This is a genomic window from Buchnera aphidicola (Chaitophorus populicola), from assembly GCF_964058995.1.
In the GTDB taxonomy this organism is placed as follows: Bacteria; Pseudomonadota; Gammaproteobacteria; order Enterobacterales; family Enterobacteriaceae; genus Buchnera_J; species Buchnera_J aphidicola_BO.
In genome coordinates, this window is sequence record NZ_OZ060382.1 from 355674 (window position 1) to 369842 (window position 14169).

The 14169-nt window shown below is 17.1% G+C and carries 9 protein-coding genes; 8 read left to right on the top strand and 1 reads right to left on the bottom strand.

Features of this window, described 5'->3' with window-relative positions; all coding sequences use genetic code 11:
* The first annotated feature begins 30 nt into the window (after positions 1-30).
* Entirely contained in the window at positions 31-258 is a 228-nt protein-coding gene (tusA, locus tag AB4W57_RS01620) for a sulfurtransferase TusA (RefSeq protein WP_367677412.1), read from the top strand.
* A gap of 28 nt (positions 259-286) precedes the next feature.
* Here the strand turns inward: tusA and asd are convergent, their stop codons facing one another.
* Complete coding sequence (gene asd / locus AB4W57_RS01625; protein WP_367677413.1) at positions 287-1402, bottom strand: aspartate-semialdehyde dehydrogenase; 1116 nt, start codon at positions 1400-1402, stop codon at positions 287-289.
* Between the two features lie 249 nt (positions 1403-1651).
* On the opposite strand from asd, the gene AB4W57_RS01630 reads away from it, so the two are divergent.
* The 7 genes from AB4W57_RS01630 (at position 1652) to recD (ending at position 14164) form a co-directional block, all read left to right on the top strand.
* Positions 1652-2245 carry a YhgN family NAAT transporter gene (locus tag AB4W57_RS01630; RefSeq protein WP_367677414.1) on the top strand — a complete coding sequence of 198 codons (594 nt, stop codon included), beginning with the start codon at positions 1652-1654 and terminating at the stop codon, positions 2243-2245.
* Between the two features lie 232 nt (positions 2246-2477).
* On the top strand, positions 2478-3647 hold the full coding sequence (locus AB4W57_RS01635) for a phosphoglycerate kinase (protein ID WP_367677415.1): 1170 nt from the start codon (positions 2478-2480) through the stop codon (positions 3645-3647).
* Between the two features lie 28 nt (positions 3648-3675).
* Entirely contained in the window at positions 3676-4758 is a 1083-nt protein-coding gene (gene fbaA, locus AB4W57_RS01640; protein WP_367677416.1) for a class II fructose-bisphosphate aldolase, read from the top strand.
* Between the two features lie 201 nt (positions 4759-4959).
* Positions 4960-5625, top strand: a complete 666-nt coding sequence (locus AB4W57_RS01645) for a mechanosensitive ion channel domain-containing protein (protein WP_367677417.1) — start codon at positions 4960-4962, stop codon at positions 5623-5625.
* Positions 5626-5703: 78 nt separating this feature from the next.
* A complete protein-coding gene (locus AB4W57_RS01650; protein WP_367677418.1) occupies positions 5704-8850 on the top strand; it encodes an exodeoxyribonuclease V subunit gamma in 3147 nt (1048 codons plus the stop codon).
* A gap of 23 nt (positions 8851-8873) precedes the next feature.
* Positions 8874-12356, top strand: coding sequence for an exodeoxyribonuclease V subunit beta (recB, locus tag AB4W57_RS01655; RefSeq protein ID WP_367677419.1), 3483 nt, complete (start codon positions 8874-8876; stop codon positions 12354-12356).
* A complete protein-coding gene (recD, locus tag AB4W57_RS01660) occupies positions 12353-14164 on the top strand; it encodes an exodeoxyribonuclease V subunit alpha (protein WP_367677420.1) in 1812 nt (603 codons plus the stop codon). Before recB ends, recD begins: the two co-directional genes overlap by 4 nt.
* Positions 14165-14169: the final 5 nt, after the last annotated feature.

Below are 14169 nucleotides of genomic sequence, written 5' to 3' on the forward strand. Positions count from 1 at the left end.
TTTTATAAAATTATCTCATAATATCAAAAAATGAATAAAAAAAATATTTTAAACCTAACAGGATTAAGATGCCCTGACACAATGCTTTTCTTAAAAAAAAAACTCCGATCATTAAAAATCGGAGATTTAATTATAATTATTACAGATGATATAACAACAAAAAGAGAAATACCGCTTTTATGTAATTTTTTAAATTATATTTTAGTTAAATCTAATACTTCTCATATTCCTTATTCATATTTATTAAAAAAAAAATAAATATATTTCTGTAATTTATAAATTTATATTAAATTAAAAATTTTAACATTCTTCTTAAAGGTTCTGCAGCTCCCCATAACAATTGATCTCCTATAGTAAATGCAGATAAATATTTTGAACCGAGACTTAATTTTCTTAATCTACCTATAGGAATATTTAAGGTTCCGGTAACAGATAAAGGAGTTAATTTCTGTAAACTAGATTCCTTATTATTTGGAATAACTTGAACCCATTGATTATCATTTTCTAATATTTTTTCTACTTCACTTAAATTTATATCTTTTTTTAACTTTATGACAAAAGATTGACTATGACAACGTAATGAACCTACTCTAACACATGTCCCATCAATTAAAATTCTTTTTTTATTTGTTTTAGATAAAATTTTATTAGTTTCAGCTTCCATTTTCCATTCTTCTTTACTTTGTCCATTTAACATACTGGAGTCAATCCATGGAATTAAATTTAAAATTAAGGGTATAAGAAAATTTTTTTTTGGAAAATTAGAATTTTTTATAATACTAGTAATATTTTTTTCAATTTTTAAAATAGATTGTGAAAATGTAGATTTTTGAGATAAATATTGATTTAAAAAATTAATTTGCTTTAATAATTCCTTAATATATTCAGATCCAGCTCCAGATGCAGCTTGATAAGTAGAAAATGTAACCCATTCAATTAAATTTTGACGAAACAAACCACCTAAAGCTAACATCATTAAACTTACTGTACAATTTCCACCTACAAAAGTTTTAATTCCATTATTAATAGCTTTTTTTATATTAACACTATTAATTGGATCTAAAACAATTAAAGAATCTTTATGCATTCTTAAATCAGATGCTGCATCTATCCAATATCCTGACCATCCAGAAGAACGTAAAATAGGAAAAACTTTTTGAGTATATAAACTACCTTGACATGTTATAATAATATCTAACTTTTTTAATTCTTCTATGTTATACGCATCTTTTAAAAAACCTGGAAAGAAAAAATTACTAAATTTAGGATTCTTTTCACCAATTTGAGATGTAGAAAAAAAAATTGATTTAATATATGAAAAATCTTTTTCCTCTAACATTCTTTTTAATAAAACGGAACCTACCATTCCTCTCCAACCAATAAACCCAACTTTTTTTTTCATAATATTAATTAAAGATTATATTAAAAATTTTTATAAAATTTTTAAAAAATAATCACCTCTTAGAATTTTTAGAAAATAAAAAAATTTATAAATTAATTTTAATAATACTACTATATTCAACTATTTTAAAAGAATATATTTATATATAAAAATAAAAAAAATAAAATTATTTTAAATAAATTAATAATATATAATAAATAAGATTTATTATAACTGATTTTTGAAACATTTTTAAAATGGAGAATAACCATGCAAACAATAATTTCAACTACTATTTTACTACTTTTAATTATGGATCCATTAGGTAATTTACCTGTTTTTATGACTATTTTAAAAAATTTTAATTCTCAACAACGTCGTTTAATATTAATTAGAGAAATGGGTATTGCTTTATTTATTATGATACTTTTTTTATTTTCTGGAGAAAATATTTTAAAATTTTTAAATCTAAAAACAGAAACTGTATCTATTTCTGGCGGAATAATATTATTCTTTATTGCTATAAAAATGATTTTTCCTAACAATGAAGATGAAAACCATGCACGTTTACCACATGAAGAACCATTTTTAGTACCTTTAGCAGTTCCGTTAGTAGCTGGACCTTCTGTTTTAGCTACTTTAATGTTACTATCTCATCAATATTCACAACATATAAATTATTTAATTGTTTCTTTATGTATAGCTTGGAGTATAACATTAATTATATTATTAATGTCTGATGCTTTTTTAAATATTTTTGGAAAAAAAGTAGTAAATGTTTTAGAAAGATTAATGGGATTAATATTAATTATGTTATCAACCCAAATGTTTCTTAATGGTATTAAAATTTGGTTAAATAACTAAATTAAAATATTTAAATCTATTTCTTAAAATTATTAAAAAAATTAAAAAATATATAATTTTAGTTATTTTAAATAAAAACATTTTTAAATATAAAATTAATAAATTTAAAAAAATTAAAAACTTTACATTTAAAACAAATAATTTATATTTGTAATCATACATTATAATGATATATAACATTTATTATAATTTATTTATTTTAATTAATTACACAAATTTTTAAGAGTAAAATATGCTAATTAATGATATGAAAAAAATTAATATAAGAAAAAAAAAAATATTAATCAGATTAGATTTGAATGTACCAATGCAAAATAATAAAATTACATCATATGCCCGCATTAAAGCTTCTTTACCAACAATAAAATTAGCGTTAAAAAATAAATCTAAAATTATGATTTTATCTCATTTAGGACGACCTATAGAAAATAAATTTCAAGAAAAATATTCATTATTTCCAATATTTCAATATTTAAAAAAGAAACTAAAAAATACAAATATATATTTTATAAAAAATATTAATGATGCAATAAATATTAATTATGGAGAAATTATAATATTTGAAAACGTTAGATTTAATAAAGGAGAAAAAACAAATAATACAAAATTAGCAAAAAAATATGCTTCTTTATGCGATATTTTTGTTATGGATGCTTTTGGAACTGCCCATAGAATGGAAGCATCTACGTATGGAGTAGGAATGTTTGCTAAAATTGCATGCGCTGGTCCTTTACTTATATCTGAAATTAAATCTTTAAAAAAATCTATAAAAAATCCTCAAAGACCTTTGATAACAATATTAGGGGGATCAAAAATATCTACAAAATTTAATATTTTAAAAAAATTAGCTAAAATATCAGATACTACAATAGTAGGAGGAGGTATCGCAAATACATTTTTAGCAATTAATAATAATATTGGAAAATCTATCTATGAAAAAAATTTTATTAAATTAGCTAAAAATCTTATAAAAAAATATAATATAATTGTTCCTATAGACTCTAGGACTTTTAGTATCAAAAATAAAAAATATAAATATTTTATGAAAAATTCTAACTTAATTACTGATCATGAAGAAATTATGGATATAGGTGATCAAAGTATAAAAAAATTTATTAAAATTATAAATACAGCAAAAACTATTATTTGGAATGGACCTGTAGGAGTTTTTGAATCTAAAAAATTTCGTTTAGGAACAGAAAAAATTTCTTATGCTATTGCAAATAATAAAAAATCTTTTTCTCTAGCTGGAGGTGGAGACACATTAGCAGTTATAGAAATGTTTAAAATTAAAAAACAAATTTCATATATTTCTACTGGAGGAGGAGCATTTTTAGAATTTATTGAAGGAAAAAAATTACCATCTATTGAAATGCTAAAACAAAAATATATCAAAAATTAATATAAAAAATAAGGAATTAAAATAAAATATGAATATAATTAAAAAAAAAATTCCCGTAGGTGTTTTAAACGGATATGAAACCAAAAAAATTTTTGAATTAGCTAAAAAAAATAATTTCGCTATACCATCGATTAATTGTATAAATACAGATTCTATAAATACTATATTGAAAACAGCTAAAGATATGCGATCTCCTGTTATTATACAGTTTTCATATGGAGGATCAATATTTTTTTCTGGATTACAAAATACTAAAAAAAAAATATTTCAAAAAGCAATTGATGGAGCTATATCAGGCGCTCAACATATTCATTTAATGTCAAAATATTATAATATTCCAATTATCTTACATACTGATCATTGTAATAAAGAATTATTACCTTGGATTAAAGGATTAATTAAAGCTGGAAAAAAATTTTTTAAGAAAAATCAACGTCCTTTATTTTCTTCTCATATGTTAGATTTATCACATGAATCATTAAAAAATAATATCCAGATATGTACTAAATATTTAAAGAAAATAAAAAAAATTGATATGCTATTAGAAATTGAACTTGGTTGCACTGGAGGAGAAGAAGATGGAATTGATAATAATAATTTAGAAAAAAAATATTTATACACAAAACCAAAAGAAGTAAATTATGCGTATAAAAAACTTTCTAAAATTAGTTCACTATTTTCTATTGCAGCATCTTTTGGAAATGTACATGGAGTATATAAAGCAGGAAACGTAGATTTAAAACCTAAAATATTAAAAAAATCTCAAATATATGTACAAAAAAAAAATAATATCTCTCGTATAAATCCTTTAAATTTTGTTTTTCATGGAGGATCAGGATCATCTTTACTTGACATTCATAAATCTATTAAATATGGAGTAGTTAAAATAAATTTTGATACCGATATACAATGGTATTCATGGGAAGGAATATTAAAATTTTATAAAAAATATAAAAATTATTTACAAAGTCAATTAGGAAATCCAGAAGGAATTAATAAACCTAATAAGAAATATTATGATCCAAGAAATTGGATAAAAAAATCGCAAAATAACACTTCTACAAGACTAAAAAAAATATTTAAAAACTTAAATGCAATAAATATACTATAAAAATTACAATTTACTATAATAATTATTATAAATATATTAAATTTCTTATAAAATAAATTTATATATTATAAAAAATCAGATAAAATAAAAATTTTAAAAAATTTTATTTTATAAAACTATAACTTTATTTATCATAATTGATTTTTTTAAGAATAAAAAACTTCATTTATCGAATAAATATAATTAATTGGATTTACAAATATGTTGAAATACATACTTATAATTATTGCGATCATTCTGGCATTAGGTCATATAAGTAATGTTCAACCAACATTTTTTATTGCAATTCTTGGAACATTAGGAATGGCTACAGGATTAACTTTACAAGGAACTATATCAAATTTCACTGCCGGAATTTTACTAAAAATTTTACAACCTTTTAAACTAGGAGAATACGTTAGTTTAGAAAAAATTTCAGGGACAATATTAAATATAGATATATTTTATACAATTTTACGTACTATAGATGGAAAAATTGCTGTAATCCCTAATAATAAAATTATGTCTGGAGAAATTGTAAATTATTCTAGAGCTTCTATTAGAAGAAATGAATTTTTTATACACGTTGCCCATAATTCTGATATTGAATTAGTAATTTCAGTATTAAAAAAAGTTGTAAATAAAGATGATCGAGTAGTACAAAATCCAGATGTATTAATTGGACTTCATGAATTATCTCCTAATTCTTTAAACTTTGTAGTGAGATGTTGGAGTAAAACAAAGGAACTACAAACAGTATATTGGGATTTAATGTTTAAATTTAAAAAAGAATTAGATAAAAATAACATTCAAATTGCATGTTCAGATCATTTTTTAAAATTATTAAAATATAATAAAATACAAAAATTAAAAAAAAATAAAAAATAACACAAAAAGTAATTAAATTATAAAAATTATTTAAAATTAAAATAATTTAATTTAATTACTTAACTTACTAAAAAAATTATGATAAAAATTTATACTTCTAATAATCTAAATTATTTGATAAAAAAAATATGTTATTTAATTAAAAAAAAAAAACAAAATATATTTTTAAAAGAAATAATTATTATAGAGGATAAAGAAATTATTTCTTATATCAAAAAAAAAATATCAAAAATTCTTGGAATTCATGGAAATATTTCTTATATTTCAATAAAAAAATTTATTTTTAACATTTTAAAAAAAAAAGTTTTTAAAAAAAATTTTTTATTAAACGAATCAAATATTTTATGGGAGTTAATGAATTTATCTCAAAAATATATAAAATATTTCCCGTTCAATAAAGCAGATTCAGATCTAATTAAATTTAAATATTTTAAAAGTTTATCAAAAATTTTATATGAATATTCTATTTATAATCCAAATTTAATTTTAGATTGGGAAAATAAAAAAAATACTATATTAAATCAAAATTCTCTCTATAATATACAAAAAAAAATATGGAACAAAATAATTTATACAAAAAACACAAATAAAACTATTCATATTCCATATCTAATAAATAATTTTACTCAAAATGATATTAAATTTATTAAATTACCTAATAAATTATTCTTATTTAATCCAATTAATTATTCATATTCATATTTTGAAATATTAAAAAAAATTAGTAATATTACAAAAATATATTTATTTATATGTACTCCATTTTCAAATTTAAATTTTAAAAAAAAATATAATAAAAATTGCTTTGTTTCCCATTGGTATAAAGATCACTTAAAACAAATAAAATATATTTATTCTTTAACAAAGAATATAAAACACAAATATATTTTAAATAATAATAATAATTTATTGAGTTATATTAAAAATAATATTACAAACATATATAAAAATTTATTTTTAAAAAAAAAAAATATTTCTAGTTGTGACTATTCAATTTCAATTCATGAATGTAACAATTATTTAAGAGAAATAGAAATTTTATATGATAATATATTATATGTATTAAATAAAAATAAAGATATTAAGCCAAAAGATATTATAATTAAAACAAAAAATATTGAAAATTATATTCCGTTTATTAAATCAGTTTTTATTTCAGAAAATCAAAAAAATAAAATTTCATTTAGTATTTACAAAAAAAAATTTTCTAATAATAATCAAATTTTATATATTTTTAACAAAATTTTAGAATTACCAGAAAGTAAATTTAAACATGAAAAAATATTATTTTTTTTAAATTTTTCTTTTATTTCAAAAAAATTTTCAATTAAAAAAAAAGATTTAAAAATAATTAAAAAATGGGTTAAAGATACAAATATTAGATGGGGAATTAATAAAAAACATAAAAAAAAAATGAACTACATACCCATTAATCAAAATACTTGGAATGAAGGTATTAAAAAAATTATTATTGGATATGGAGTAAAAAATTACGTTTTATGGAATAATATTCTTCCATATGATATTTATGAAAAAAAAGAAATTCAAATACTAGAAAAAATATTTTTTTTTATAAAAATTTTAAAAAAATGGAAAAGAATACTATCAACTAAAAAAAATATAAATACCTGGAAAAAAATATATTCAAAAATTATTACTGATTTTTTTTATTTAAATGCTAAAAAAAAAAATCAAATTAAATATATTGAAAAAGCATGGAACGATACATTAAAAAATATTGAAAATAGTTCATATAAAAAACGAATATCAATTAAAATTATTCAATATGAAATTAATTCTAAATTAAGTAAAATTTTTAAATATAAAAAAAAAAATTATAATTCTATAATATTTACTAACTTTAATAATTTTAGAACTGTGCCGTTTAAAATTACCTATATATTAGGTATGAATAATGATAATTTTCCTAAAAAAAACATTCAAAAATGTGAAAATTTATTATATAAATATACAAACAAAAATAATTATCAAAAAAATTCAGAAGATTATTTTATATTTTTAGAATTATTATATTTTACAAAAAAAAAATTCTTTATTAGTTATATAAATAATTCATATAATTCAGTAAAACAACAATCTTATTCTATTATTTTAAATCAATTAAAAATATATATAAAAAAAAATTTTGTTTTTCAAAAAAAAAATATTACCAAAACAAATAATCTCTTTAAAAATTTATTATTTATACATCCTAAACATAGTTTTGAAAAAAAAAATTTTGATATAAAAAAAAATTTTAATAGTTTTCAGTCAATATGGATCTTATCAAAAAATAAAATAAAAAATAAAAATTTAAAAAAAAATATTAAAATACCATTATTATTTCAAATAAAAAATATATATATAAAAAATTTATTATCTTTTTGGAATAATCCTATTAAATATTTTTTTAATAAAAAATTAAAAATTTTTTATAAAAAAGAAATATTACATGACTATAACCAAGAACCTTTTTATATAGATCAAAAAAATCATTATTTATTAAATAAAAAAATTCTCGATTATATGATTTTTAAAAAAGATATAAAAAATTTATTTAAAATAGTATCTTCTATGAGTATTTTACCTCATGGAAATTTTGGAATTACTTATTTTAATCATCAACTAAAAAAAATGAAAAAAATATTTTATAAAATTAAAAAAATAAATATATCTTGTAAAAATAAAAATATTAAATTTAAAATAAATCAGTATCTCATTCAAGGAATCTTAAAAAACATTACTAAAAAAGGTTTATTACGTTGGAAACCATTTAACTTAAATCACTATAATAAAATTACTTTATGGATAGAACATTTAATATATTGTATTTACGGTGGAAAATATAATAGTTATTATATAGGTATGAATAATAAAGTCGTTTTTAAAAACATTCAAAAAGATTTAGCAAAAAAATATTTATTAAAATATATTTTAGGATATATTCAAGGATTAAAAAATCCAATAATTTTAACAAATACAGGATTAACTTGGTTTCATTATATATATGATAAAAAAGAAAAAAATATTTCAAAAAAATATGAAAAAATTAAATATAGTGAAAAAAAAATTAAAGAAGTATGGAATGGGAATAAGTATTCTATAGGAGAAAAAAAAAATCCATATATTAAAAAAATCTATACAATATTAAATGATAAATTTATTAAAAAAACATGTCAAACATGTAAATATTGGATGCTTCCAATATATAAAAATTCTATATAAAATTTTAATAACTTAAAAGATCAATGAATACATTAAATAATATATTTCGAATTCCGTTTAAAGGAATTAGAGTAATTGAAGCATCAGCAGGAACAGGTAAAACATTCACAATTATTTTATTGTATTTGCGTTTATTACTAGGAATTAATAATAAAAAAAAATATTTAGTTACAGAAATTTTAATTATTACATATACTCAAAACGCAAAAATAGAAATTCAAAATAGATTATCTAAAATTATTTATCATCTTTACATAGATTGTTTATCTAAAAAAACAAAAAACATATATTTTAAAAAATTATTTAAGAAAATTAAAAATTTTAAAGAAGCTAATCTTATATTAAAAAAAGCTTATATAGAAATTCATAATGCATCAATTTATACTATTCATGGATTTTGTCAACACATTTTAAAAATTCAAAATATTCATAATGAATATTCTTTAACAGATAAAAAAAATTATCACGAAGAAATTTTATATAAAAAATCTATATATATTTTTTGGAGAAAATTTTTTTATCCATTAAATAAAGAAATTTCTAATATAATTTTTCAATACTGGAAACATCCAGATAATTTATTATTAGAAGTAATTCAATTTTTAAATATTAAATCAAAAATTTTTTTTAAAAAAAATAAAAACATAAAAAATATTATTCAAAAACATAAAGAAAATATAACAAAGATAACAAATTTTAAAAAAAAATGGAAATATATACAAAATTTATTAAAAATAAATTTTTTAAAAAAAAAATTTAATAAAAGAATATATAATAATAAAAATATTTCTAAATGGATTAAAAAAATTACAAAATGGACTTTAAAAAAAACAAAAGATTATATTATCCCCAAAGAATTAAAACATTTTAACAAAAAAAAAATAAAAAAAAATTGTCAAAATTTTAATAAGAAAAATTTTTTATTTTTAGACATCATAAAAAAATTTTTAAAAATACAATTTTCATTAAAAGAAAGTATTATTTTTTATGCAATTCAAGAAATACCAAAAATTTTAAAAAAAATTAAAAAAAAAATTTTTTGTTTTGATAATTTAATTACATCAATATTATTATCTTTAAAAAATAATAAAAATCTAGCACAATTTATAGAAAAAAAGTTTCCAATAGCATTTATTGACGAATTTCAAGATACAGATAATCAACAATATAATATTTTTAGAAAAATATATATAAATAAGCATAAATCTTCATTAATGTTAATAGGAGATCCTAAACAATCTATTTATAATTTTCGAGGAGCAGATATATTTTTTTATTTAAAAAATACATTAAAAATATCTAATATACATACTTTAAAAACAAATTGGAGATCTTCTAAAAAATTAATTGATAGTATAAATTTTTTATTTCAAAGAACAAAAAATACTTTCATTTTTAAAAAAATACAATATAAATCTGTTTTATCCTCAAAAAATTCTTCAAGAAAAAAATTTATTATTAATAAAAAAGAACAACCAGCAATTACATTTTGGTTAAATAAAAATGAAGATGAATCACAAGATAATTATAATAATTGGATTGCTCAAAAATGCGCTGAAAATATTTCTTATTTAATTTCACAAATAAAAAAAAAAAAAGCTATATTAAAAACAGAAAATAATAAAAAAACTTTAAAAATCAAAGATATCTGTATTTTAGTAAAAAATTTTAAAGAATTTGAAATATTAAAATCAAAATTAAAACAAAAAAATATTAATTCTTATTACACTTCTTATAAAAAATCTATTTTTAAAAAAAATATTGTCAAAGAAATTTTTTATATATTACAAGCTATATTAAATAATTCAAATGAATATTATTTTAATAGAGCAATTACTACATCTATCATATCAAAAAATTTTTATACTTTAATTCAATTAAGAAAAAATCATCTTAAATTATCAAAATTAAAAGATAAATTTAATAAATTTTTATTAATATGGAAAAAAAAAGGAATTTTAAATCTTATTAAAAATATTATTTATAAAAGTCCTCTTTATCAAAAATATTTTTTTAATAAAAAAAATAAAAATTATATTGCACATTTAATTCATTTAGGTGAAATTTTAGAAAAAAAATCGATACTAAGACAAAATTTATTTTTTTTATTAGAATGGTTTAAAAAAAAAATCTATCAAAAAGTAGAATATAATGAAAAGTATTTTCAAAGACTAATTTATAATAATAAAAAATGTATCAATATAACTACTATATATAAATCTAAAGGATTACAATATCCAATTATTTGGATTCCATTTATTTCAAATTTTAAATCTTTTAATAAACTTATTTTTCATGATAGAAAAAAATTTCATATTTTAATAAATATTAAAAAAAAAATAAAAAATATTAAATTAGAAAAAGAAGAAAAATTATCTGAAGAAATACGTTTATTATATGTTGCTATAACACGTGCTATATTTCATTGTAGTATAGGTATAAATCAATTCATTAATGTAAAAAATAAAATTACAAAATTTCATCATAGTGGATTAGGACATATCTTACAAAAAGGTCAAAAGATGACTGTTCAAGAACTAAAAGATGAAATTAAAAAAATTACTTTAAATAAAAATATTCAAATAATATCTAAAAATTTAACTTCAGATGATGTAATACAAAATCAAAAAAAAAAAATAATTATACAAGAAAATATTTTTAAAAAAAAATATATCAAAGAAAAAAATATAAGTTATACAAAAATATGTAAAAAAATTTTAAAGCAAAAAAACCAAAAAAATAAGTTTAAACAAAAAAAAAATATAAATAAAAAAATTAAATTAAACAAATATACCTTTCCAAAAGGAAAAAAATATGGAATATTCTTACATACAATATTAGAAAATATAGATTTTAAAAAAGAAAATCATAAATATTTAATTTTAAAAGAATTAAAAAAAATAAAATTAGAAAAAAAATGGTTATCTATAGTGCAAAAATGGATTAAATTAATTTTATTAAAATCTTTTAATAAATATAAAACAAAATTATGTAATCTAAAGAAAAAAAATTATATAAAAGAATTTGAATTTTCCTTGCCATTAAAAAAAAACCTTAATATATCCTTAATTGATAATATTTTAAACAAAAAAAAATCTATAAATCAAACTTTTAAAAAAAATTTTTCTAATCAAAAACATATCATGTTAAATGGAAAAATTGATTTAATGTTTAAAACTAATAAAAAATATTATTTAATAGATTATAAATCTAATTTTTTAGGTAAAAATTCTCAGTTTTATACACAAAAATATTTAAAACAAGAAATTACAAATAAAAAATATTATATTCAATATTATTTATATTCGATAGCATTACATAGATTTCTAAAACTAAAATTAAAAAATTATAAGTTTAAAAAAAATTTTGGAGGTATTTATTATATTTTCTTACGTGGAATTAATCAAAAAAATAAAAATGGAATTTTTTTTTATAGTCCATCATATCAAACTATTAAAAAAATAAATCATCATTTCTTTATCAAACAAAAAAATATTATATTATGATTAAATTAATAAAAAAATTAGTAAAAAAAAAAATATTTCAAAAAATAGATTATTATTTTGCAAAAAATATTGCATATCCATATGAGTCATTATTATTAATTACTGCAACATATATGAGTTTTTTAAATAGAACAGGTTATACTTTTCTTTCTTTAAAAAAAATCATAAAAAACAAAATTTTTGGAACAAAAATTATTAATAAAATTAAACATATTAAAAATATTAAAAAAGAATTATTAAAAAGTCATGCAGTAGGAAATAAAGACAAAAACTTTCCATTAATTATCGATGGAAATAATTTATATCTTAATAAAATTTGGATTATTGAAAAAAAAATATTAAAATTTTTAAAATGTAAATATAAAATTAAAAAATATAAATTTCATATATGGAAAAAAGTTTTTAAACAAGAATTTTTTAAAAAATCTCATATTGAACAAAAAATAGCAATTATTTTATGTTTGTTAAATAAATTTACAATTATATTAGGTTCTCCAGGAACAGGAAAAACACAATTAATTTCTAAAATTATTTATGCATTTATTCATATTTCAAAAAATAAAAAAATTATATTAGCTACTCCTACTGGAAAAGCAAGTTCAGTACTAATCGAATCTATTAAAAGAAATAAATATTTATTAAAAATAAAAAAAAAAAATCAAATACATATTCCTAAAATTGCATTTACTATACATGATTTATTTAAAATAAATAATTATTCTAAAAATAATTTTTTTTATAGTATTAAAAATATTAATTACGATTTATTAATCATTGATGAATCATCTATGATAGATATTTTTATGTTAGAAAAAATTATTGATACTTTTAATAAAAATGGTAAAATAATATTTTTAGGTGATCCAAATCAATTACCTGCTGTTAATAATGGATCTTTTTTAAAAGATGTTTTTATTTCATATAAAAAAATAAATCTTCAAAATATATATAAAAAATTAATAAATTTAATTAAAAAACCAAATTTAGAAGCAAATCAAGAAAACATTAAAAAAAAAATTTTTATTTTGAAAAAAAAATATCGATTTAAAAAGAAATCTAACATTGATAAGTTTTCAAAAATTATTAAAAATTTTAAAAAAGAACAAATAAAAAATATTTTTAATAATAAATTTTCAAATATTAAATTTTCTATTATAAATAAATCTTATGCTTCATATAAAAAAATGATTCAAAAAATATTTATTATGTATGAAAATTATTGGAAAATGATTTTTAAAAAATATTCATATAAAGAAATTTTAAAATATTTTTATCAAATAAGAATTTTATGTGTATTAAAAAAAGGTATGTTTGGTGTAGATGGAATAAATAAAATTTTTAAGAAAATTATTTTTAAAAAATATTTTAAATATTCTATAAAAAAAAAAAATAAATGGTATATAGGAAAACCAATAATTATCTTAAAAAATTGTAAATACTTAAAATTATTTAACGGAAGTATTGGTATTACTTTACTAGATAAAAATAAAAATATGCAAGTATTTTTTTTAACAAAAAATGGAGAAATTAATAAAATTCCAATAAATTTATTACCTAAATATCAAACTACATGGGCTATAACTATTCATAAAGCACAAGGATCAGAATTTTTAAAAATAAATATAATATTTCCTTTAAAATCTAATAATATTATGAATAGAGAAATAATTTATACAGGAATTACTAGATCGAAAAAAAAAATACATATATTTTCTAAAAAAAGTACTTTTGTGGAGGCTGCAAAAAAAATAAACACTAGAAAAAGTGGATTTTTAAAAAAAATTAAAAAAATTTTATTAAAAAAATAAAAAGC

What these genes read in the sequence shown, in the direction of transcription:
- fbaA (WP_367677416.1), top strand. Translation starts at nt 3,676, where the DNA reads ATGAATATAATTAAAAAAAAAATTCCCGTAGGTGTTTTAAACGGATAT.
- AB4W57_RS01650 (WP_367677418.1), top strand. Translation starts at nt 5,704, where the DNA reads ATGATAAAAATTTATACTTCTAATAATCTAAATTATTTGATAAAAAAA.
- asd (WP_367677413.1), bottom strand. Translation starts at nt 1,402, where the DNA reads ATGAAAAAAAAAGTTGGGTTTATTGGTTGGAGAGGAATGGTAGGTTCC.
- AB4W57_RS01635 (WP_367677415.1), top strand. Translation starts at nt 2,478, where the DNA reads ATGCTAATTAATGATATGAAAAAAATTAATATAAGAAAAAAAAAAATA.
- AB4W57_RS01645 (WP_367677417.1), top strand. Translation starts at nt 4,960, where the DNA reads ATGTTGAAATACATACTTATAATTATTGCGATCATTCTGGCATTAGGT.
- recD (WP_367677420.1), top strand. Translation starts at nt 12,353, where the DNA reads ATGATTAAATTAATAAAAAAATTAGTAAAAAAAAAAATATTTCAAAAA.
- AB4W57_RS01630 (WP_367677414.1), top strand. Translation starts at nt 1,652, where the DNA reads ATGCAAACAATAATTTCAACTACTATTTTACTACTTTTAATTATGGAT.
- recB (WP_367677419.1), top strand. Translation starts at nt 8,874, where the DNA reads ATGAATACATTAAATAATATATTTCGAATTCCGTTTAAAGGAATTAGA.
- tusA (WP_367677412.1), top strand. Translation starts at nt 31, where the DNA reads ATGAATAAAAAAAATATTTTAAACCTAACAGGATTAAGATGCCCTGAC.